The sequence below is a fragment of the Micromonospora sp. LA-10 genome (genome assembly GCF_051853095.1).
In the GTDB taxonomy this organism is placed as follows: domain Bacteria; phylum Actinomycetota; class Actinomycetes; order Mycobacteriales; family Micromonosporaceae; genus Micromonospora; species Micromonospora echinospora_A.
Genome location: NZ_CP195710.1, coordinates 5316258 through 5337744 on the forward strand (window position 1 = coordinate 5316258; position 21487 = coordinate 5337744).

Genomic DNA, 21487 nt, shown 5'->3' on the forward strand with positions numbered 1-21487 from the left:
CCTCCCGGTTCGGCTGCCCTCTCCGGCTCAACCTAAGGGAAGAATTGTCAGGTTAGGGGGGATTCGTGGTCGCCCACTCTCCCGCGCGGCCCGCCGCGCCTCGACCGCCCGGCGGGTCTCCGTCTGCACCAGGTCCGCGTTGATCATCGCCGCGGTCCGGGCGCCCGCCGCCGCGGCGGCCCCGACCTGCGCCGACAGGTCGGTCACGTTGCCCGCCACCCACACCCCGGGAACCTCGGTACGCCCCGACTCGTCGGCCGGCACGTACTCGCCCATCCCGCTGGGGTGCGGCTGCGGGTTCAGCCCCAGCGCCGCCAGGAATCCGGCCCGCGCGACCATCCGGGGCGCGACTGTGAGCACCTCGCGGTCGACGGTGCGGCCGTCGCGCAGGCGTACCCCGGTCACCCGGTCCCCGGCCACCTCGACGGCCGCGACCTCGCCCTCGACCACCGGCACGCCACGGGCGGCGAGCTGCTCGGCCTGCTCGTCGGTCAGCGGCGGCGCGGTGTGCCGCAGGTAGACCACGTCGTTGCTCCACTGCCGGAACAGCAGCGTCTGGTGCACCGACATCGGGCCGCTGCCGATCACCCCGATCGGCCGGTCCCGCACCTCCCAGCCGTGGCAGTACGGGCAGTGCACCAGGTCGCGGCCCCAGCGCTCGCGCAGGCCGGGCACCTCGGGCAGTTCGTCGACCAGGCCGGTGGCCACCAGCAGCTGCCCGGCGCGTACCCGCCGGCCGTCGGCGAGCGTCACCTCGAAGCCGTCGCCGTCGCGGCTCACCGCCTCGACCCGGCCCTCGGTCAGGTGCCCGCCGTAGCCGCGTACCTCGTCCCGGCCGCGCGCCAGCAGCTCGGCCGGCGGCACGCCGTCGTGGCCCAACAGCGCGTGCACGCCGTCGGCGGGGGCGTTGCGCGGTTCGCCGCCGTCCACCACGAGCACCGACCGGCGCGCCCGGGCCAGCATCAGCGCGCCGTTCAGCCCGGCCGCGCCACCGCCGATCACCAGTACCTCGTAGTCCTCACGTAGCTCGGTCATCGTGACCACCTCCGCGACCAGACTGCGACGGAGGATGGCAGAACTGCAAACCCTGTTGCCGCTATGGCAAACTGGTGGCATGGATGACGAGCTCGACCAGGCCCTCGACGCTGTCGGTCCCCGGCTGCGGGCGCTACGGCGTGAGCGGGAGACCACGCTCGCCGACCTCTCCGCCGCCACCGGCATCTCGGTGAGCACGCTGTCCCGGCTGGAGTCCGGCGGCCGCAAGCCCACGCTGGAGCTGCTGCTCCCGCTCGCCCGCGCGCACGGCGTGACGCTGGACGAGCTGGTCGGCGCCCCGCCCACCGGCGACCCGCGCATCCACCTGCGGCCGGTCGCCGCGCACGGGATGACCATGCTGCCGCTCACCCGGCGGGCCGGCGGCATCCAGGCGTACAAGCTGATCATCCCGGCCGGCGGCCGGTCCGAGCCCGAGCCGAAGACCCACGAGGGGTACGAGTGGGTGTACGTGCTCAACGGGCGGCTGCGGCTCGTGCTCGGCGAGCACGACCTGGTGATGGTCCCCGGTGAGGCGGCCGAGTTCGACACCCGCGTACCGCACTGGTTCGGCCGCGCCGACAGCGAGGGGGTGGAGTTCCTCAGCCTCTTCGGCAGTCAGGGCGAACGCGCCCACCTGCGCGCCCGCCCTCGCGCGTCGAGCTGAGGGCGACCGCAAACGCGCCCACGGCGGCGCGGGCGGCGCGACGATCGGCGGGTGAGCTATGCGGAGGTCGGCGGGCTGCGGATCTGGTACGAGGAGCACGGGAACGGCAAGCCGCTGGTCCTGCTGCACGGCGAGTACGGCTCGACGGAGACGTTCGCGCCGGTCCGCCCCGCGCTGGCCACACGCCGGCGGCTGATCGCCGTCGACCTGCAGGGCCACGGCCGCACCGCCGACGTGGACCGGCCGCTGCGGTACGAGTCGATGGCCGACGACGTCGCCGCGCTGCTGCGGCACCTCGGCCTGCTCCGGGCCGACGTGCTCGGCTTCTCCCTCGGCGGCGGGGTGGCCCTGCGTACCGCGATCCAGCACCCCGACCTGGTCCGCCGCCTGGTGCTGGTCTCCACGCCGTTCCGGCGGCACGGCTGGTACCCGCGCACGCTCGCCGCGATGTCCGCCCACGACGAGCGCGTCGCGCGACGGATGCGCGGCACCCCGCTGCACGAGCGGTACGCGCGGGTGGCGCCCCGCCCGCAGGACTGGCCCAGGCTCTGGGCCCGCGGCGGCGAGCTGCTGCGACGGGACTACGACTGGTCCGCCGAGGTGGCCGCGCTGCCGATGCCGGTGCTGCTGGTGTTCGCCGACGCGGACGAGATCCCGGTGCGCCACGCGGCGGAGTTCTTCGGCCTGCTCGGCGGCGGCCACCGGGACGCGGGCGGCGACGGAACCGACCGTCCCGCGTCCCGGCTGGCCGTGCTGCCCGGCCTGACCCACTACGACGTGCTGACCTCGCCCGCGCTGCCGGCGGCGGTGCTGCCGTTCCTCACCCACCCGGCACGCGCCCCCGGCTGACTCAACCCACCAGCGCCGGAGCGTCCGCGCCCGCCGTCGTGCGCGGGCGCAGCAGCGCGTACGCGAGCCCGACGGCGACCACGAGCAGCCCGGCGCCGATCGCGAACGCCAGGTGGAACCCGCCGGTCAGCGCGGTGGCGTGGTCGTCGCCGAGCGCGAGCCGGTCCGCGGTGCGGGCGGCGGCCAGCGTGGACAGCACCGCCACGCCGAACGCCATGCCGAGCTGCTGGGTGGTGTTGAACAGCCCGGAGGCGAGACCGGCGTCCCCGGCGCCGGTGGCGGACATGCCGAGCGCGGTCAGCGCCGGCAGCACCAGCCCGAACCCGCCGGCGAGCAGCATCACCGGGAGCACGTCGGGCAGGTAACGGCCGTCCACCGGTAGGCGGGCCAGCAGCACGAACATGGCCACCAGCAGGACGAGCCCGGCCAGCAGCACCGCCCGCTCGCCGAACCGGGCGTTGAGCCGGGCGGAGACGCCCAGCGACACCGCGCCGATGGTGACGGCGGCCGGCAGCAGGGCCAGCCCGGTACGTGTCGCGTCGTAGCCGAGCACCTGCTGGAGGTAGAGCGTGACGAGCACCTGGAACGCGAACGTCGCGGCCACGGTGAGGATCTGGACCGCGTTCGCCACCGCCACGCCGCGCGAGCGCAGGATCCGCAGCGGCATGAGCGGGCGGCGTGCGGTCGCCTGCCGGACGACGAACCCGGCGACCAGCGCGACGGCGAGCGCGCCGAGGCCGAGCGTGCGCGCCGACGTCGCCCCGTACCGCTCGATCGTGACCACCGTGTAGATGGCGAGCACCAGTCCCGCGGTGACCAGCAGCGCGCCCGTCACGTCGGCCCCTGCGGCCAGGCCGAGGCCCCGGTCGGCGGGCAGCGTGCGGACCGCGAGCGCGATAGTGGCCAGGCCGATCGGCAGGTTGATCAGGAAGATCGAGTGCCAGCCCAGCGCGTCGGTGAGCAGGCCGCCGGCGACCTGGCCGATGGCCGCCCCGGCGGCGCCGGTGAAGGCGAACACGGCGATCGCCCGGCCCCGCTCGGCGGTGCCGGGAAAGAGCGTGACCAGGATGCCGAGGCTCACCGCGACCGCCGCCGCGCTGCCGACGCCCTGGAGGAAGCGGGCCGCGACCAGCGTGGCGCTGTTCGCCGCCAACCCGGCCAGCACCGACGCGGCGGTGAACAGCGCGGTGCCGCCGAGGAACATCGCCCGGCGTCCGACCAGGTCGCCCAGGCGGCCGGAGAGCAGGAGCAGACTGCCGAACGCGATCAGGTACGCGTTCACCACCCAGCTCAGGCCGGCTGGGGAGAAGTGCAGGTCGCGCTGGATGGCCGGCATCGCCACGGTGACGATGCTGCCGTCGAGGATTGTCATCAGGGCGCTGGTGGCGAGCACGCCGAGCGCGAGCTGACGCGAGCGGGGAGCGGACATGAAGTCCTCCTGTCGAGAGGTGCGACAGGATGGACCGTAACGGATAGTTCCGTTACAGACAATCTCTTTGGGAGCTACTGGCGGGCGCGGCGCGCCGGTTTCGGGCTCGGCACCGGAGTGGCCAGGTGGCCGGCGGTCAGGCGCTCCAGCGCGCGCAGGAAGACCTTCCGCTCGTCGTCCGGCAGGCTCGCCAGCGCCTCGGCGTGCACCCGGTCGACGATCTCCTGGCTGCGCGCCGCGACCCGGGCGCCCTCCTCGGTGACCGCGATGATCCGGGCCCGCCGGTCGGTACGCGACGGACGCCGCACCGCCAAGCCCGCCCGCTCCAGCGCGTCCACTGTCACGACCATGGTGGTCTTGTCCATGTCGCCCATCTCGGCGAGCTGGATCTGCGTACGCTCCTCGGGCAGCGCGTGCGCCAGCACGCAGTGCATCCGCGCGGTCAGCCCGATCTCGGCCAGGGCTGCCGCCACCCGGGTGCGCAGCACATGACTGGTGTGGTCGAGCAGGTACGACAGGTCCGGGGAGCTCATCCGCCCAGCGTACCGACGGGCCGGTGGCGGATGATCCGACGCGGACGCGCTCCGGCCGCGGATACGATCTTGTGGGATGACGTCGGCAAGAGAGGTTTGGTGCGGTGAGCGACGTGCACAGCAGGCAAGTGATGGTGGGTTACGACGGGTCTCCGGCTGCGAGCGCCGCCATCGAGGCGGGCGCGCTGCTGTTCCCCGGCGCCCACGCGTGGATCGGGCATCTGTGGACGCCGCCGTTCGCCAGCGAGGAGCTGCGTAAGCGCCTCTGGACCGGCAAGCGCAACATCAACGCGTTCGTCGAGGCGATCGAGCGCGAGGGCGGCCGGGAGGCCGACCGGCTCACCTCCGTCGGCGTGATGCTGGCCCGCGCGGCCGGCTGGGACGCCGAGCCGCTCGTGTGCCGCAGCTACGGCGGGGAAGGGCTCCGGCTCGCCGAACTGGCCGACGAGAAGCAGACCGACGTGCTGCTGCTCGGCTCGCGCGGGCTCGGTGGCGCCCGGGCCGTGCTCGGCAGCGTGTCGGACATGGCCGTGCACTACAGCCCGCGGCCCGTCCTGGTGGTGCCGCACCCGCTGCTCAGCGACGAGCACGACGCGCTCGCCGCCGGACCGGTAGTGGTCGGCTGGGACGCCTCCGCGGGCGCCGAGGCGGCGCTCGACTCCACCCGGCGCCTCTTCCCCGAGCGGGACGTCGTCCTGGTCGCCGTCGACGGCGACGAGGGGGAGACGCCCACGCCGGACACGGCCGGCGGATCGGTCACGGTCGTGCGGGTGAGCGCCGGGCGCGGCGCCCAGGGGCGTGCGGTGGCCGAGGCGCTCGCCGCCGTCGCCACCGAGCACAAGGCGAGCACGGTGGTGGTCGGCTCGCGCGGACGGACGGCGATGCGCAAGATCCTGCTCGGCAGCGTCGCCATGGCCACCCTGCACCGCGCCCACCGGCCGGTGATGGTGGTGCCGCAGAGCCCGGTCCGCGAAGCGGAGTAACCCGGCGGCGCAGGGGTGCCTCCCCGGCCGGGGAGGCACCCGCTTCGTCACTAGCGCCCGCGGCGCAGCCGCCGGTACGCCGCCAGGCCGCCGAGCGTCAGCGCCACCAGGCCCGCCCCCCACCACGCCCGGCCACCGGGGCCGGACGGGGGATCGGCCTCGCGGACCCGGCCGGCGCGCACCACCGAGTCCGCCACGTCCACGGCGAGCACCTGATCCGGCGCGGTGAGCAGCGTGACCGGGGTAGCGGCACCCGGTGTCAGGCTCAGAACCCGGATCGAGCGAACGTTGGCGTACGCGGTCCGCTGGTCCATCGCCAGCCCGTCGGCGTACCAGCTCGGCGCGTTCGGCTCGGGCCGGTACGCGACCACCCACGCGGTCCCGTCCGGCTGCCACCCCAGCAGCCGGATCGCCGTCACGCCCTCGACGGCGGCCAGCGCGGGGGCCGACAGCTCCCGCCCGTCGGTGTCCACCCGGCGCAGCCGCCACCTGTCGCCCGCCGCCTCGTGGGCGACCAGGGCCAGCGAGCCGTCGGGCAGCCAGGCCCCTTTGCCTGCGAGCGCGGTGTCGGGCGGCAACGCGAACGAGGAGAGCTGCCGCCCGTCCGGGCTGCTCACCAGCACCTTCGTGCCGACCTGGTAGGCCAGCCGCGACCCGTCGGCGGCGAACGCCACCGGCGAGCCGAACACCGGCAGCTGCGTGGTCTCCAGCAGGCGGACCGCCCGGCCGGTGTCCAGCCGCACCAGGCTGAGCGTGTTGACGTACGAGCTGCGCTCCGGGTTCGCCGGAGTCGTGTCCACGACCACCAGCGCGGACCCGTCCGGCGCCCACCCGGCCGGCCCCGTTCCCACGCTTCCCGGCCGCGGACTGGGCAACCGCCGGACCGTGCCGCCGGCCAGGTCGATCACCTCCACCCCGGGGCTGGTGGCCGACCCGTCGGGCACCGCGAGGAACCGCCCGTCCGGGGAGAGCAGCACCCCCTGCCCGGCCGGCGCCTCGAAGCCCACCGTCCACGTCCGGTACCGGTCCGCGTCCGCCCCGACGATGCCGACAGTGCCGTTCTCGTCGAACAGGCCGGTCAGCCCTCGCGCCTGCCCGCTGAACACCACCGACGCCGGGCCGAGCGCGGGCCGGTCCGTCGCCCGCAACGCGCCGAACGGCGGCAACCCGAGCCGGTCCGGCAGCGCCGCACCGCCCGATGCCGCCGGCGCGGTCCGCCCCTCCCCGCGTACCGTCAGCGGCACGGCCGCCACCAGTGCCAGCACCGCCGTGACCACCGCGGCGGTCCGCCACCGCGTGCGCCGCGCGGTCCGCACCGCCCGGTCGTGCACCGGGTACGCGGGCACCTCGGCCGCCGCCTCCCGCAACGCCTCCCGCAGCCGTACGCTCATCGCTCGCTCCTCTCCGGAGTCCGCTCCAGCAGTTCGGGGGCCAGCTCGCGCAGCCGCCGTACGGCGTCGTGCCCGTGCCGCTTCACGGTGCCCACCGAGCAGCCCAGCACCTCGGCCACCTGCGCCTCGGTCAGGTCCTCGTAGTACCGCAGCACCACCACGGCCCGCTGCCGCGCGGTGAGCCGCCGCAGCGCCGCCACCACGCTCAGCCGCAGCGCCGTCGCGTCGGTGTGGTCGCCGCCGCCGCGCTCGGCCGGCGCCGGGTCCAGCCGCTCGGCCACCCGTCGACGCCGCCACCAGGAGACCTGCTGGTGGTACATGACCCGGCGCACGTACGCCTCCGGGTCCCCGTCGCGGATCCGCCGCCAGTGGCGGTAGGTGCGGGCTAGCGCGCTCTGCAACAGGTCCTCGGCGAGCTGGTGATCGCCGGTCAGCAGGTACGCGGTCCGCGACAACGCGGGTGACCGCTGCACCACGAACTCGCGGAACGACTCCGACATGCCCACCCCCTCACCGCAATGAACGCCGGTCGGGCCCTCGATGGTTGAGACGGCCGTCCCGGAGGCGGGTGCTGGCACCCGTCGATGTGCGGCAACTATTCTCGGGTCACAAGCCAGTCGCCGTCTGACGGAGTGGTCGATGCGGAAGGGCCTGGTCGCGGATCGGCATGCGCAGGGGGACGGCCGCAGAGCCAACCTCGGCGCGTTGCTCCGGCGCGTCCACCTGACCGGCCCGGTCACCCGCGTCGAACTGGCCGAGTGGATGGGCGTCAACCGCAGCACGGTCATGGCGCTCACCGCGGAACTGGCGTCGGCCGGCCTGGTCCGGGAGGTGGCGGCGGGCGGCAGCGGACGGGCGGGCCGACCCTCGCTTGTGGTCCGCCCGGCCTCGGACACCGTCTACGTCCTCGCCTTCGACATCGCCGTGGACCGGCTCGTGGCCGCCCGCGTAGGGCTCGGCGGCGTGGTGTCCGCCCGCCTGGAGGCGGAACGGCCACGGGCCGGGGCCGACCTCGACTCGGTGGTCTCGGTGCTCGCCGACTTCGGGCGGGCCCTGCACCACGCCGCGCCACCCGGATCGGTGTGCGTCGGCGTGGGCGCGTCGTACTGCGGGATGATCCGGCCCGGCGACGGCATGGTCCGCTTCGGACCGGACATGGGCTGGGTGGACCAGGCGTTCGGCGCCGAACTGGCCCGGCGGCTCGACCTGGGCCTGCCCGTCCTAGTCGGCAACGAGGCGCACCTGGGCGCGCTGGCCGAACATCAGCGGGGCGCCGGAGTCGGCGTCCAGAACGTCGTCTACCTGCACGGTGACGTGGGCGTCGGCGGCGGGATCATCGTCGGCGGAGAGCTGCTCGACGGCGACGGCGGGTACGCCTCCGAGGTCGGGCACATGCTCGTGAACCCGTACCAGGGGCGGCCCTGCGGCTGCGGCTCGCGCGGGTGCCTGGAGGCCGAGCTCGGTGAGCGGGCGCTGCTCGACGCCGCCGGCCGCCCGGCGGGGGAGAAGGGGCGCGAGGCGGTACGGGCGGTGGTCGCCGCCGCCGTGCGGGGAGAGCCGGCCGCCCAGGACGCGCTGCGGCACATCGGTGACTGGCTGGGCATCGGCGTGGCGAACGTGATCAACCTGTTCAACCCCGGCGTAGTGATCTTCGGAGGCACGCTGAGCGAGGTCTTCCCGGTCTGCGCCGCCCACGTCCGCAGCCGGATCGCCGCCAACGTGCTGCCCATCTCCCGCGACAAGGCCCGGCTGCGCGTGTGCGCGCTCGGCTACGACGCCACCTTGATCGGCGCCGCCGAGCGGGGCTTCTCACCCCTGTTCGCCGACCCCTTGGGCACCCTCACCCGCGGATAGCCCTCGCCGCCCCCATGCGCTCGTTGATCTTGCAGTTTCGGCCCTGACAAAGTGCGCCAATAGGGCACCCCGAGGGCCGCAACTGCAAGATCGCCGGGACCGTGGGCGGGGGCGGGTCAAGCCGCGAGGCGGTGGGTCAGCCAAGGGAGCAGGGACTCGCCCTGTAGGCGCTGGAACGCTCGTACCGTGGGGATGCCGGGGGGTGGGGGCTGGCGAGCGCCGTCGAGGAAGAAGCCGGTGAGCCCGGCCAGCACGCCGGTCAGGTCGGCCGGGTCGACGCCGGCGGTCAGTCGCCGGGTGGCCAGCAGCGCGTCGGGGTCGTGCCCGCCGTACACCTGCACGTTGACGACGGTGAACAGGGTGTCCAGCCAGGCCGGCCCGCGACAGGCCCACGGCCAGTCGACCACGGTGACCGACCCGTCCGGGCCGAGCAGCAGGTTGTCGGCGCGGACGTCGACGTGGCAGAGCGTGTCACCGGCGAGCGCGGCCAGGCCGCGCTCGGCGGTGGCGCACAGTTCGGGCAGATGGGACCGGGCCCACGGGTCGAGGTCGGCCGGCGGGTCGGCGGCGATGCGCCGCCAGCCGCCGAAGTCGTGCGCGAGGTGTTCGGCGGCGGTGGTGGTTCGGGCGGCGGCGGGCGCCGGGGTGAGCGCCGCCGCCATCGCCTCCAGCGTGGACAGCACGGCGGCCAGCTCACCGGTACGCCACGGGGTGGCCGGGTGCCGCCCCTCGACGTCGGCGAAGACGAGCGCGATCCAGTCGCCGTCGTCGTAGTTGCCCAGCAGCCGGGGCGCGGGCGCGTCCGGGGGCAGGGTGGCGGCGATCCGGGCCTCGGCGCGGTGCAGGACGGGGCTGCGGTCGTTCTGCGCCGGGCTGACCGCCTTGACGAAGGCCCGGCCACCACCGGCGGTACGGACCCGGTCGGCGGTGCCGGGGGAGAAGCCGCCCGGCTGCGAGCGCGCCGCCACCACCCGGTCGCCGAGGACGGCCTCGACTCCGTCGCGTACGTGTGCGGGCAACTCGTGCCAGTGCAGCCGGGTCTTCGTCACGGTCCCACGGTGCGTGCCGCCCGGCGTCCGGGGCAACCGGGTTAACCGTGGCGCGTGTAGCGCAGGACGACCACGCCGGCGTCGAACTCGCGCGCCGAGGTGAGCGTGAGCCGCCGCGGATCGAAGCCGGTGTCGACGAGCTTGATGCCGCTGCCGACGATCACCGGGTTGAGCTTGACCACCAGCTCGTCGATCTCGTCGAGGAGCTGACCGGCGAGCTGTCCGCCGCCGCAGAGCCAGATGTCGCGCCCGGGCCGCGTCTTCAGCTCGCTGACGAAGGCCGCCGGGTCGCCGGCGACGACGTCGACGTCCGGGTAGTCGGCCGCGGGGAGAGAGCGGCTGAAGACGTACTGCTTCAGGTGGGCGTACGGGCTTGTCACGCCGATCTTCAGGCCGGGCTCGTAGCTGCCGCGGCCCATCAGCACGGTGTCGAAGCGGCCGCTGGGTGGGGAGTCGATGCCGAGCTGGGCGTGGGCGAACGTGGGCAGCGTCTGGGGCCACTCGGCGACCAGGTAGGGCGCCAGGTCGGGTGTCAGCGGGAGGAAGTCGAACGACCCGTCGGGCGCGGCGATGAAGCCGTCGAGGGTGCTGGCGACGAAGTAGACGAGCTTGCGCAAACCGGCTCCGATGTCCGAGGTGATCCACGACGGCTGTCGTGGTTCGGTGCGAATCTACAACACCTGTCGTGGTTATTGCTAGTGTGTTCGCGTGGCCAGGAACCCGGAACGCCGTACCCTGCTCGCCGACGCCGGTCTGCGGGTGCTCGCCGACGCGGGCGCGCGCGGGCTGACCCACCGGGCGGTCGACGCCGAGGCGGGCGTGCCCACCGGCACCACCTCGAACTACTTCCCGTCCCGCGCCGCGCTGCTCGCCGGCCTGGCCGAACGCATCTTCGACCGGATCGCGCCCGACCCGGCCGTGCTGGCCGACCTCGGCCGCCGCGAGCCGTCGCTCGCGCTGATGACCGACTACCTGCGCGACATCGTCGCGCGCACCACCCGCGAGCCGGGCCTCACCCGGGCGCTGATCGAACTGCGGCTGGAGGCCGCCCGCCGCCCGGAGTTGCGGTCCGCGCTCGGCGGCGTGCTGCGCCAGGGGTACGCCGACGACGTCGCCCACCACCTCGCCGCCGGTCTGCCGGGCGGGGCGTACGAGGTGGCGCTGCTGCACTACGCCGTCGACGGGCTCCTGCTCGACCTGCTCACCACCTCGATCGACGCCGGGTTCGACACCGATCAGGTGGTCTCCGACCTCGTCTCCCGTCTGGTCGGCGACGCCACCGGTTGAGTCTCCTCGCCGTGCGTTAAGCCGGGGCGGCCAGCGGGAACGCTGGCCCGGACGCCCCTGGGAAGGAGCAACGGATGAGGGATCGCACCGGACTGACCATCGGCGTGCTCGGGTCGTACGGCGGCCGTAACCTCGGCGACGAGGCGATCCTCACGGGTCTCCTGGACGACCTGCGCCGACACGAGCCGAACGCCCGGATCATCGTCTTCTCCCGCAACCCGGCGCACACCGCGCTGGCCCACCCCGAGGTCGAGGCGGTGCCGTGGGAGGGCGTCAGCCGCGTCGACTCGTCCCCGGTGCTCAACCAGCTCGACCTGCTCATCCTCGGCGGCGGCGGGATCCTCTACGACAAGGAGGCCCGGCGCTACCTGCGGGTGGTCCGGGTCGCGCAGGAACGCGGGCTGCCGCTGCTCACGTACGCGGTCGGGGTCGGCCCGCTCAGCGACACGCTCGACAGCGGCATGGTGCGCGAGACGCTGGCGCAGGCCGTCGAGGTGACCGTCCGCGACCAGGAGTCGCGGATGGTGCTGGAGGAGGCGGGCCTCGTCAATCCCATCACCGTCACCGCCGATCCGGCGTTCCTGCTGAAACCGGAGGAGTTCCCCGAGCAGTGGCTGCGCGAGGAGGGCGTGCCGTCCAACTCCCGGCTGGTCGGGCTGAGCGTGCGCGAGCCGGGCCGGGCGGCCGAACGGCTCGACGTGGACGGCTACCACCGTCTGCTCGCCCAGATCGGTGACTTCCTGGTGCACCGGATCGACGCGCACGTGCTGTTCGTGCCGATGGAACGCGACGACATCCGGCACTCCCACGGCGTGCTGTCGCACATGACCGCCGCCGACCGGGGCCGGATCCTGCACGGCGACTACCGCCCGGCGCAGATCCTCGGCCTGATGCGCCACTTCGACCTCGCGGTCGGCATGCGGCTGCACTTCCTGATCTTCGCGGCCATGATGGGCACGCCGTTCCTGCCGCTGCCGTACGCCGGAAAGGTCTTCGACCTGGCCCAGCGGCTCGGCGTGCCGGCGTTGCGCGGCGTGGAACGGGAGGTCGAAGGACCGCTGCTGGCCGAGGTGGACCGGTTGTGGGACGAGCGGGCGGCGCGGGCCGACGAGACCGCGCGCCGGGTGGCGGAGGTCTGCGAGCAGGCGCGGGGCACCTCGCAGGTGACCCGCAGCGTGCTGGACAGCATCCGGGCCCGGTCGCTGACCCCGGCGGTGTGAGCCGGGTCCGTCAGACCGCCGGGCCGCGCCAGGCGTAGACCCACTCCCGGCCCGGCTGGTCGTCCGACTCCAGCTCGTAGATCTGTGCCTCCGCGAGTCCCATCGACCCGAGGTGGTGGTGGGTCAGCGGGGGCCGGCCGTTGCTGTCCAGCTCGACGGTGACGGTCTCGCCGTCGGCCGCGCCGCCCACCAGGGGGATCTGCACCGTGGAAGCCATGCGCCCATCCTGCCCCGGCGGGCCCGCCCGCGCAGGGGATCACGCGGGGCAGCGAAACGGGCACCGTGCGTACTAGGGTCCGGGGATGGCGCACCCGACGATCGATCCGACTCTCGGTCCGGTCCTCGCCCGTACGGGCGGCGAACGGGCGATCCTCGACGCGTTCCTCGACTTCCACCGCGGCACCGTGCTGCGCAAGGTGCGCGGCCTGAGCGACGCCGACGCCGCCCGGCGTCTGGTGCCCTCGCTCACCACCCTGGCCGGGCTGCTCCGGCACCTGACGGTGGTCGAGGGGAACTGGTTCCGCTGCCTGTTCGCCCCCGAGCCGGGCGACGTCTACGTCACCTCCCACGCCGACGCCGACGCCAGTTTCGCGTTGTCCCCCGGCGACACGGTCGCCTCGCTGGCCGCCGCGTACGAGGCCGCCTGTGACCGGTCCCGCGAGGTGGCCGCACGGTTCGACCTCGACCACGTGGTCCCGCACCCGCAGCTCGGCGAGGTGTCGCTGCGCTGGGTGCTGGTGCACCTGATCGAGGAGACCGCCCGGCACGCCGGGCACGCCGACATCCTGCGGGAGCTGACCGACGGCGAGACCGGCGCGATCTGACGCCTCAGGCCCGGGGGAGCAGCCCGTCCGGGTACTCCATCCCGTCGTGCGTGCAGGCCGCGGCGGCGACCCGGGCGGCGTACCGGGCCGCGTCGAGTACGTCCGCGCCGCGCAGCCGGGCGGCGATCACCCCGGCGGCGAACGCGTCCCCGGCGCCGTTGGTGTCCACCACCGGTCCCGGCGGGGTGGCGGCGGGCACGTGCGTGGGCGGGGCCTCCGGGGTGTGCAGCGTCGCGCCGGCCGCACCGCCGGTGACCAGCACCGTGCGCGGCGCCAGCCCGGCCGCCTCCGACCCGGCCCGCTCGCCGAGCCGCGTGTCGCTGACGAAGACCAGGTCCGCGATCCGGGCGAACGGGCGGTGGTAGTCGTTCTCGCCGTCCCAGTCGTGCAGGTCGGTGGAGACCGACGTGGCGGCGCGCAGCACCGCCAGCGAGTCCCGGGCCCAGTCCATGATCGACAGGTGGATGTGGGTCGCCTCGGCCACGAGCGCGGCCAGCTCCGCGTCGGCGAACGGCGCCGGCCCCGACCACGGGCGCGGGTCGTGCAGCGACATCCGCCGACCGGCCGGATCGACCAGGTTCACCGAGCGGCGGGTGCCGGCCGGCGCGTCGGCGAGCGTGGTCCGGATCGAGGTACGCGCCAGCGCCGTCCGCACCACGTCACGGGCCGGGTCGGCGCCCAGCACGTCGACGAGCGCCACCCGCAGGCCGAGCGCGTGCGCGGCCAGCGCCACCCCGGAACCGGTGTTGCCGATCCGCACGTCGATCGGCGGCACCAGCAGCGAGTCCGCGACGGGCGGCGGCAGGGCGGGCACCTGGACGCGGACGTCCACGCCGAGCCCGCCGATCACGAGAAGGTCGACCATGGCGCCGACGATATCCGCGCCCCGCGGCCTATCCTGGCTCCCCGGGCGCCGTCTTCCGGCCCCGGGCGTCGTCGAGGGGGAGCAGTGCTGGTCATCCACGGGCTGTGGCTGCCCGGCGCCGGGCTCGCCCTGTGGGCCGAGGACGGCACGCGCCCGGCCCGCGCGCCCCGCCGCCCCGGCCGCGTCCCGCGCGAGCGCCCGCACCCCTTCGCCGCCGACCACGCCACGCTCACCGACGCGCTCGACGGCATGCCGGGCGAGCCGATCTCCGTCCTGCTGGACCTGCCGACCCGGGCCGGCTCGCCGCTGGACTCACCCGAGCTGGTCCGGGCCACCGTCGGGGAACCGGTCCGCGGCCCGGTCACCCGCGCCGGATGGCGGGTCCCGGCCCTGGGGTACGCCCCGGACGCCGCGTACGAGCTGCTGCGCGCACCGATGCCGGGCCCGGTCGGGGCGAGCCTGCGTCACCTGTGCGAGCTGGACGACTTCGCCGCCGACCTGGTCGGACGCGGCCGACTGCTGCCGGGCGTGCTCGACGCGTACCCCGGTGGTGGCGCGCCCGGCACTCGCGGTGGGTCGGCCGCGGTTGGCCGGGGAAACTCGGCGCGGCGGTTGCCGGCGGCCCCGGGCGTGGCTGGCTCGGACGTGGCGGGGCCGGTCGCGGAGTCCGCGCGGCGATTGCGTGCGGCCTCGGGCGCGGTTGGCTCGGGTGTGCCGGATCCGGTCGCGGGATCCGCGCGGCCGGCGCGGGCTGGCTCGGTCGCGGGGCCCGGGCGGCGGTTGCGGGCCGTCGGGGCGGACGACGTGGTGACGGCGTGGGCGCTCTGGCGGCCGCTGCTCACCGGCACCGATGCGGCGTGGGCGCGCGACCTGGTGATGGCGCTGCCACCGGCGGCCCGTGCCGCCCGGGAATGGCGGCCCGAGCTTTGGGGCGCACCGGCGGCGCCGGTCGGTGCGGGCGAGGACCCGGGCGGGGTCGTCGTCCCGGCCTCGGCGGACGCGCGGGCGAGCGCCGACGGGCCCTTGTCGGGCGGGCGCTCGCCGAGCGGGGCCGTCCGGGACAGCGGTGATCGCGGCGGGGCGAGCGGACAGGCGGGCGACGCGTGGGCCGGGCGGGCCGGCGACATCGGGGCCGGTGAGCTGGTCGCCGAGGCGCTGGACGCGCTCGTGGACGCCGCCGCCCGGGTGGCCCTGGCCGACACCCGGCTGCACCGCGGAATGCGCCCGGTCGGCGCGGTGCCGCGCTGGCTGGCCGCGCTGACCGGCCCGGAGCGCGCGTTCCCGGCCGAGCCCGCCGCCCTGAAGACGCTCCGCGACGAACTGGACGCCTGGCAGCGCGACGCCGCGGGCGGCGCGGTACGGGCCACGTTCCGCCTCGTCGAGCCGGACGTCGACCCGGTCGCCGAGCTGGTCGAGGACGCGGCCTGGCGGGTCGAGTTCGGTCTGCACCCGGCCGACGAGCCGGGGCTCGTGGTGGACGCCGCGCACATCTGGCAGCGGCCCGCGCCCGCGCTGGCCGCCCGGGGCGTCGAGCCGCAGGAGACGCTGCTGGCCGAGCTGGGCCGGGCCAGCCGGCTGTGGCCCGAGGTGGACGCCGCTCTGCGTACCGCCGCGCCGGAGGGGATGGAGCTGGACGCCGAGGGCGCGCACCGATTCCTGCGCGAGGGCGCGCCGGTGCTGCACGCGGCCGGCTTCGGGGTGCTGCTGCCGTCCTGGTGGCGGCGCTCCTCGTCCCGGCTCGGCGCGCGGCTGCGGGCGCGCAGCCGCAGCGCGCCCGGCGCGGTCGCCACCACCGACGGCAAGCTGGGACTGGACGCGCTCGTCGACTACCGCTGGGAGCTGGCGCTCGGCGACCAGCCGCTGACCGCCGAGGAACTGGCGACGCTCGCCGACCTGAAGTCCCCACTGGCCCGGCTGCGCGGCCGGTGGGTCGAGCTGGACCCGCAGCGGCTGGAGGCCGGGCTGAAGCTGCTGCGCTCCTCCGGCGAGCTGACCGTGGCGGACCTGCTGCGGATGGGACTGTCCGGTGACGACCGGGCCGGTGAGCTGCCGGTGCTGGACGTGGTCGCCGACGGCGCGCTGGGCGAACTGCTCGCCGGTGAGGCGGAACGGCGGCTCATTCCCGCCGACCCGCCGCCGGGGTTCAGCGGAACGCTGCGGCCGTACCAGCGGCGTGGACTGGCGTGGCTGGCGTTCCTCCAGTCGCTCGGGCTCGGCGGCATCCTCGCCGACGACATGGGCCTGGGCAAGACCGTGCAGCTGCTCGCGCTGCTCGCCGGTGACCCGCCGGAGGTCGGGCCCACGCTGCTGGTCTGCCCGATGTCGCTCGTCGGCAACTGGCAGCGGGAAGCGGCGAAGTTCGCGCCCGGGCTGCGGGTGCACGTGCACCACGGCGCCGAGCGCGCCCGGGGCGAGGGCTTCGCCACCGCGGTCGGAGAGGCGGACCTGGTGCTCACCACGTACTCGGTGGCGGCCCGGGACGCGTTCGAGCTCGCCGGTGTCGACTGGCACCGGGTGGTGGTGGACGAGGCGCAGGCGATCAAGAACGCCGCCACCCGGCAGGCCGAGGCGGTCCGGTCACTGCCCGCGCGGCACCGGGTCGCGGTCACCGGTACGCCGGTGGAGAACCGGCTCGCCGACCTCTGGTCCATCATGCAGTTCGCGAATCCGGGGCTGCTCGGCCCGGCCGCGACGTTCCGCAAGCGCTTCGCCGAACCGATCGAGCGGCACGGCGACGCCGAGGTGGCCGAGCGGCTGCGCCGGATCACCGGCCCGTTCGTGCTGCGCCGCCTCAAGACCGACCCGACGATCATCACGGACCTGCCGGAGAAGCTGGAGATGGAGGTGGTCTGCAACCTCACCGCCGAGCAGGCCGCTCTCTACCGCGCAGTGGTGGACGACATGATGGCGAAGATCGAGTCCAGCGACGGGATCGAACGGCGCGGACTGGTGCTGGCCACCATGACCCGGCTCAAGCAGGTCTGCAACCACCCCGCCCAGCTGCTGCACGACGGCTCCGCGCTGGACGGCCGGTCCGGCAAGCTGGAGCGCCTCGACGAGATCGTCGACGAGGTGCTCGCTGCGGGGGAGAAGGCGCTGCTGTTCACCCAGTACGCCGAATTCGGCGGCATGCTGCGCGGGCACCTGTCGGCGCGTACCGGCCGGGAGGTGCTGCTGTTGCACGGCGGCGTCGGCAAGGCCGACCGGGACGCCATGGTGACCCGGTTCCAGACGCCGCAGGGGCCGCCGCTGTTCGTCCTGTCGCTCAAGGCCGGCGGCACCGGTCTCACGCTGACCGCCGCCAACCATGTGGTGCACGTGGACCGGTGGTGGAACCCGGCCGTCGAGGACCAGGCCACCGACCGGGCGTTCCGCATCGGACAGCGCCGCCGCGTGCAGGTACGCAAGTTCGTCTGCGCCGGCACCGTCGAGGAGAAGGTGGCCGCGATGATCGCCGACAAGCGCAGCCTCGCCCGGTCCGTGGTGGGCAGCGGCGAACAGTGGATCACCGAGCTGTCCACCGACACGCTGCGGGACCTGTTCACGCTGGAGTCCGGGGCGGTGGTCGAGTGAGCCCCGGCTTTGACGACTACGGTCCGCCGCTGCGGGTCGAGGGCGGCCTGCGGGCACGCAGCACCAGAGGTGCGATCGGGCAGTCCTGGTGGTCCCGGCGCTTCGTGGAGGTGCTGGAGTCGTTCGCGCTCGGCTCCCGGCTCACCCGCGGCCGGGCGTACGCGCGCCGGGGGCAGGTGCTCCGGCTCGACGTGTCACCCGGGAAGGTCACCGCCGAGGTGCAGGGGTCCCGGCCGCGCCCCTACCCGGTGCGGATCGGGCTGGCCGCGTACCCGGAGAAGGTGTGGCGGCGGCTGGAGTCGGAGCTGGCCGGGCAGGCGTTCTTCAGCGCCCGGCTGCTCGCCGGTGACCTGCCGGCAGAGTTGGAGGAGCTGTTCGCCGAGGCGGGCGCGCCGCTGTTCCCGGCCGAGATCGGCGAGCTGGACCAGAGCTGCGGCTGTCCCGACTTCGCGGTGCCGTGCAAACACCTGGCTGCAACGTTCTACCTGCTCGCCGAGGCGTTCGACGCCGACCCGTTCCATCTGCTGCACTGGCGCGGCCGATCCCGCGCCGAATTGCTCGACCGGCTGCGTACGCTGCGCGGCGCCCACCCCGGCGGCTCGGCCGGGACCGGCGGTACGGCCCGGGCCGGCAGCGTGGATGGGATTGGCGGTGCGGATCGGACCGGTGGCGTGGACCGGGCCGATTTCGCGGGCGGGACCGGCGGGTCGGCGACGGACGGCGGTGGACCCGGCGACGCGGACGCGGAATCGGTCCCGGGCGCCGGGCCGGACTCGGCGGCGGCGACCTGTGTGCCGGTGGTCGGCGCGGCGCGGGCCCTGGCCGGGCTGCCGGCGATCGAGCCGGACGTCGAGCTGGACCGGTTCTGGCTGGCGCCGGTGGCGCTGCCGGACCGGCCGCCCACGCTCGCCACCGGCCCGGAGCTGCTGTTGCGTCAGCTCGGGTCACCCGGGGCCGGGATCGGCGGGCCGGGACTGGCCGAGCGCCTGCGCCGGGCGTACCGGGAGTTCGGCAGCGGCGGAGCCGCGTCCCCGAGGTAGTTCAGCAGCGGCGGAGCCGCGTCCCCCAGGGACTTCGGTCGCGCCGAAGGCGAGTGTTAACAAGGGGCCCTTCCTCTACCGAATGCGTTAAGAAGGGGCCCTTCCTTACGCCTACAGCAGGCGGCGGCGGAAACGCCACATCACGGCGGCGTTGGCGACCAGCACGACGGCGCAGATCGCCCCGGCCAGCCGTCCGACCAGTACTGTCATCGCCGGCAGCGAGGCCCACAGCACGATCGTCAGCAGCATCATGTACCGACCCCGGCGGCCCTTCATCCGGCTGTCCAACCGGGCGAAGAATCGAGGGTCGCTCTCCCGTAGATGGCGGGTGATCTGTTCGAACCTGCGCTGATCCTCTTGGCTGAGCATGGCGGTGCCTTCCCCTCACGGCTTCAGCGGTTCGGCGGCATACCCGGTTCGGAGGCCGGTCACGCGCCGCCGCTGCTGCTGTTTCGCCGGATCGGACAGGCGGTACGAGGTTCTCAGCGCAGGCTTATCCGTACCTTAAGTTTCGGTGAGGCGGTGAACGCCCGCGGCGGCGTCGCCGGGGTGCGAAACCTCGCGTTCGGGCGGTGTGCGCCCGGGTCGGCCCTGCTCTGGACGCCGCCGGATCACCCGCCGCGCCGACCGGCTCCGGCGGCGGGCATGAGCACTGTCTTAAGTGCGCTCGCGGGCCCTTCCGGCGCGCCTTGAGCGGCCGGGAACGCATGGCTACTTTCCCGTAGGCAACTTCTCCGGCAACCGTCGCCGCCCCTGCGCCACCCGACCCCCCGGGTGGCAGGCGTGCCGGCGCTCGAAGAAAACGGGATAGGTACATGGCCGACCTGAACGTGCCACCGCGTCGCCCCCGGGACGACCGCGGCTGGGACGGATACCAGCACCCCCATCCGGACGGGTACCGCGACCCGCACGCCGCGCCGTACGCCGGCGGGCACCCCGCCCCCACGTCGGGCCCGCAGTGGGTCGGACCGGACGGCTTCGCCCCGGCCGCGGGCGGCGGCTACCCCCCGCAGGGCGGCTTCCCCCAGCAGGGCGGCTACGCCCAGCCCGCCGGTGGGTACGGCCCGCCGCCCGGCCCGGGACTGCCCACCCTGGACGACGACCGCGATGAGCCCCCGAACCGGGGCCGCCGCCGGGCGCTGGCCACCCTCGGTGGCGCCGCGGTGGTCGCCGGTGGCGCCGCCTTCGCGCTGTCCCCGCAGGTACGCGGACTGTTCACCGGTGACGCCCCGGCCGGTGACGCCACCGGCACGGTGACCACCGACGGCAACTCGGCCCGGCCGAGCGGCCAGCAGCCCAGCACCGTGCGGACCTACACCGAGCAGAACGAGAGCTACATGGGCTCCCGGGCGGGCGAGGCGCTCAAGCGCAACGCGCCCTCCGGCGGCCGCCTCTACGGCAGCCCGGCCGCCGCCGCCGAGGCGACCAAGGTGACTGTGAAGACGGTGCTCGCCAAGGACGCGATCCGGCACCTCGCCACCCGCACCACGTTCGGCGCCACCCCGAAGATGCTCGCCGACATCAAGCGGCTCGGCATCGACGACTGGCTGCGCCAGCAGCTCGAACCGGAGAAGATCGCCCCGACGAAGGCGGAGCTGAAGCTGGCCGACCTGCAGTCGCTCAAGCTCAGCCCGACCCAGCTTCGCGACCAGCGCGAGCAGCTCAACGAGAAGGGCGTCGACCCGGCCCGGGAGACGGTGGACGCCACCATCGCCCGGCAGATCTGGTCGGACCGGCAGCTGTTCGAGGTGATGGTCGACTTCTGGAACGACTTCCTGCACGTCGCGGCCGACTTCGACGGCGGGGAGAACTACCGCAACGCGTTCGACCGCGACGTCATCCGCAAGCACGCGCTCGGCAGCTACCCGGAGATGCTCGTCGCCGCGAACAAGCACCCGGCGCTGCTGCTCTACCTGAACCAGGTCGACTCGCGCAAGGACGCGGTCAACGAGAACCTGGCCCGGGAGAACCTGGAGCTGTACTCCGTCGGCGTCGACGGCGGCTACACGGAGAAGGACGTCCGCCAGGCCGCGCTGCTCCAGACCGGACGCGGCGTCGCCGACGGCAAGTACAAGTTCTTCGCCGAGCGGCACTACCTCGGCAAGGTGAAGATCCTCGGGTTCAGCCACGCCAACAACTCCGACGACCCGGTGGCCGCCGACAAGGTCATCGACTCGTACATCCGCTACATCGCGATGCACCCGTCGACCGCCCGGTACGTGGCGCAGAACCTCGCCACCCGGTTCGTCTCCGACACCCCGCCGAAGTCCGTGGTGGACCGGCTCGCCAAGGCGTACACCACGAACAAGGGGCAGATCCGCCCGGTGCTGGCGACGCTGTTCAGCTCCTCGGAGTTCTGGGCCGCGGTCGGCCAGAAGGTGCGCCGCCCGATGGAGTACCTGGTCGCCACGTACCGGGCGCTCGGCGTCTCGCCGGACGCGGCCCCCGGCTACTCCGGCGACCAGCGGCGGACCCCGTTCGCGCAGGGCCTGCGGCAGATCCAGGACAAGATGCGGGAACTCGGCCAGTACCCGATGGGCAAGCCCACCCCCGACGGCTACGCGGACGTCTACCTGGCCTGGACCTCGGCCGGCACGATGATCGACGGCTGGAACGAAGCGGGTGACCTGATCGCCGGCTACCGCAAGCAGTTCACCTTCGTCAAGCCGGAGAAGCTGGTGGCGAAGCCGCCGACCACCGCCGGGGCGTACGTGGACGCGCTGGCCCAGCGGCTGGTGCACCAGAAGCTCAGCGCCAAGGAGAAGAAGCTCGTGCTCGCCGTGGCCGGGGTCGCCGAGAGCGCCAAGGTCGACGCCACCTTCAACGGGGCCATCGCCGCGGTCGCGCGGACGATCCTCGCGTCCCCCCAGCACCACCTCCGGTGAGGCATT

At 74.5% G+C, this 21487-nt stretch carries 21 protein-coding genes; 11 read left to right on the forward strand and 10 right to left on the reverse strand.

All coding sequences use genetic code 11. From position 1 onward, the window contains the following. Nucleotides 1–27: 27 nt before the first annotated feature. Nucleotides 28–1035, reverse strand: a complete 1008-nt coding sequence (locus ACSDG8_RS25130) for an NAD(P)/FAD-dependent oxidoreductase (RefSeq protein ID WP_210899978.1) — start codon at nt 1033–1035, stop codon at nt 28–30. Nucleotides 1036–1114: 79 nt separating this feature from the next. On the opposite strand from ACSDG8_RS25130, the gene ACSDG8_RS25135 reads away from it, so the two are divergent. Beyond that, nucleotides 1115–1699 carry a helix-turn-helix domain-containing protein gene (locus tag ACSDG8_RS25135; RefSeq protein ID WP_210899982.1) on the forward strand — a complete coding sequence of 195 codons (585 nt, stop codon included), beginning with the start codon at nt 1115–1117 and terminating at the stop codon, nt 1697–1699. 51 nt (nt 1700–1750) lie between these two features. Continuing rightward, a complete protein-coding gene (locus ACSDG8_RS25140) occupies nt 1751–2548 on the forward strand; it encodes an alpha/beta fold hydrolase (protein ID WP_210899985.1) in 798 nt (265 codons plus the stop codon). A gap of 1 nt (nt 2549) precedes the next feature. On the opposite strand, the gene ACSDG8_RS25145 is transcribed toward ACSDG8_RS25140, so the two are convergent. After that, nucleotides 2550–3977, reverse strand: coding sequence for an MFS transporter (locus ACSDG8_RS25145; RefSeq protein ID WP_210899988.1), 1428 nt, complete (start codon nt 3975–3977; stop codon nt 2550–2552). A gap of 74 nt (nt 3978–4051) precedes the next feature. After that, nucleotides 4052–4510 carry a MarR family winged helix-turn-helix transcriptional regulator gene (locus ACSDG8_RS25150; protein WP_210899991.1) on the reverse strand — a complete coding sequence of 153 codons (459 nt, stop codon included), beginning with the start codon at nt 4508–4510 and terminating at the stop codon, nt 4052–4054. Between the two features lie 131 nt (nt 4511–4641). On the opposite strand from ACSDG8_RS25150, the gene ACSDG8_RS25155 reads away from it, so the two are divergent. Continuing rightward, a complete protein-coding gene (locus ACSDG8_RS25155) occupies nt 4642–5493 on the forward strand; it encodes a universal stress protein (RefSeq protein ID WP_210900043.1) in 852 nt (283 codons plus the stop codon). Between the two features lie 50 nt (nt 5494–5543). Here the strand turns inward: ACSDG8_RS25155 and ACSDG8_RS25160 are convergent, their stop codons facing one another. Further along, on the reverse strand, nt 5544–6884 hold the full coding sequence (locus ACSDG8_RS25160; RefSeq protein WP_210942797.1) for a hypothetical protein: 1341 nt from the start codon (nt 6882–6884) through the stop codon (nt 5544–5546). After that, nucleotides 6881–7384: a SigE family RNA polymerase sigma factor gene (locus ACSDG8_RS25165; protein WP_210899993.1), complete on the reverse strand. Its 504-nt coding sequence runs from the start codon at nt 7382–7384 to the stop codon at nt 6881–6883. The genes ACSDG8_RS25160 and ACSDG8_RS25165 overlap by 4 nt, the downstream gene beginning before the upstream one ends. Nucleotides 7385–7523: 139 nt before the next feature. Here ACSDG8_RS25165 and ACSDG8_RS25170 point away from each other — a divergent pair, with 139 nt between their 5' ends. Next, entirely contained in the window at nt 7524–8738 is a 1215-nt protein-coding gene (locus ACSDG8_RS25170) for an ROK family transcriptional regulator (protein WP_210899996.1), read from the forward strand. Nucleotides 8739–8854: 116 nt separating this feature from the next. On the opposite strand, the gene ACSDG8_RS25175 is transcribed toward ACSDG8_RS25170, so the two are convergent. Together ACSDG8_RS25175 and ACSDG8_RS25180 are read right to left on the reverse strand one after the other, a co-directional pair. Continuing rightward, nucleotides 8855–9787, reverse strand: a complete 933-nt coding sequence (locus ACSDG8_RS25175) for a phosphotransferase (RefSeq protein WP_210899999.1) — start codon at nt 9785–9787, stop codon at nt 8855–8857. Nucleotides 9788–9828: 41 nt separating this feature from the next. Then, nucleotides 9829–10404 (reverse strand): dihydrofolate reductase family protein, encoded by a 576-nt coding sequence (locus ACSDG8_RS25180; protein ID WP_210900002.1) that lies wholly within the window; start codon nt 10402–10404, stop codon nt 9829–9831. A gap of 91 nt (nt 10405–10495) precedes the next feature. On the opposite strand from ACSDG8_RS25180, the gene ACSDG8_RS25185 reads away from it, so the two are divergent. Both ACSDG8_RS25185 and ACSDG8_RS25190 read left to right on the forward strand, forming a co-directional pair. After that, entirely contained in the window at nt 10496–11074 is a 579-nt protein-coding gene (locus ACSDG8_RS25185) for a TetR/AcrR family transcriptional regulator (protein ID WP_210900005.1), read from the forward strand. A gap of 74 nt (nt 11075–11148) precedes the next feature. Beyond that, on the forward strand, nt 11149–12294 hold the full coding sequence (locus tag ACSDG8_RS25190; RefSeq protein WP_210900008.1) for a polysaccharide pyruvyl transferase family protein: 1146 nt from the start codon (nt 11149–11151) through the stop codon (nt 12292–12294). A gap of 10 nt (nt 12295–12304) precedes the next feature. Here the strand turns inward: ACSDG8_RS25190 and ACSDG8_RS25195 are convergent, their stop codons facing one another. After that, the gene (locus ACSDG8_RS25195; RefSeq protein ID WP_210900011.1) at nt 12305–12511 is read right to left on the reverse strand and encodes a hypothetical protein; all 207 of its coding nucleotides are present in this window, start codon (nt 12509–12511) and stop codon (nt 12305–12307) included. 85 nt (nt 12512–12596) lie between these two features. Between ACSDG8_RS25195 and ACSDG8_RS25200 the strand changes: the two genes are divergently transcribed. Continuing rightward, nucleotides 12597–13118 (forward strand): DinB family protein, encoded by a 522-nt coding sequence (locus tag ACSDG8_RS25200; RefSeq protein WP_210900014.1) that lies wholly within the window; start codon nt 12597–12599, stop codon nt 13116–13118. A 4-nt stretch (nt 13119–13122) separates the two neighbouring features. On the opposite strand, the gene ACSDG8_RS25205 is transcribed toward ACSDG8_RS25200, so the two are convergent. After that, a complete protein-coding gene (locus ACSDG8_RS25205; RefSeq protein WP_210900018.1) occupies nt 13123–13983 on the reverse strand; it encodes a carbohydrate kinase family protein in 861 nt (286 codons plus the stop codon). Nucleotides 13984–14067: 84 nt separating this feature from the next. Between ACSDG8_RS25205 and ACSDG8_RS25210 the strand changes: the two genes are divergently transcribed. Both ACSDG8_RS25210 and ACSDG8_RS25215 read left to right on the forward strand, forming a co-directional pair. Next, nucleotides 14068–17556, forward strand: a complete 3489-nt coding sequence (locus ACSDG8_RS25210) for an SNF2-related protein (protein ID WP_439427280.1) — start codon at nt 14068–14070, stop codon at nt 17554–17556. After that, the gene (locus ACSDG8_RS25215) at nt 17553–18596 is read left to right on the forward strand and encodes an SWIM zinc finger family protein (RefSeq protein ID WP_439427281.1); all 1044 of its coding nucleotides are present in this window, start codon (nt 17553–17555) and stop codon (nt 18594–18596) included. The genes ACSDG8_RS25210 and ACSDG8_RS25215 overlap by 4 nt, the downstream gene beginning before the upstream one ends. Nucleotides 18597–18707: 111 nt before the next feature. Here ACSDG8_RS25215 and ACSDG8_RS25220 read toward each other — a convergent pair whose 3' ends face one another. Then, nucleotides 18708–18965: a DUF3040 domain-containing protein gene (locus ACSDG8_RS25220; protein WP_210900027.1), complete on the reverse strand. Its 258-nt coding sequence runs from the start codon at nt 18963–18965 to the stop codon at nt 18708–18710. On the opposite strand from ACSDG8_RS25220, the gene ACSDG8_RS25225 reads away from it, so the two are divergent. Together ACSDG8_RS25225 and ACSDG8_RS25230 are read left to right on the forward strand one after the other, a co-directional pair. After that, the gene (locus tag ACSDG8_RS25225) at nt 18918–19289 is read left to right on the forward strand and encodes a hypothetical protein (RefSeq protein WP_439428082.1); all 372 of its coding nucleotides are present in this window, start codon (nt 18918–18920) and stop codon (nt 19287–19289) included. The genes ACSDG8_RS25220 and ACSDG8_RS25225 overlap by 48 nt on opposite strands. A gap of 122 nt (nt 19290–19411) precedes the next feature. After that, nucleotides 19412–21481 (forward strand): DUF1800 family protein, encoded by a 2070-nt coding sequence (locus tag ACSDG8_RS25230; RefSeq protein WP_210900030.1) that lies wholly within the window; start codon nt 19412–19414, stop codon nt 21479–21481. Nucleotides 21482–21487 lie beyond the last annotated feature (6 nt).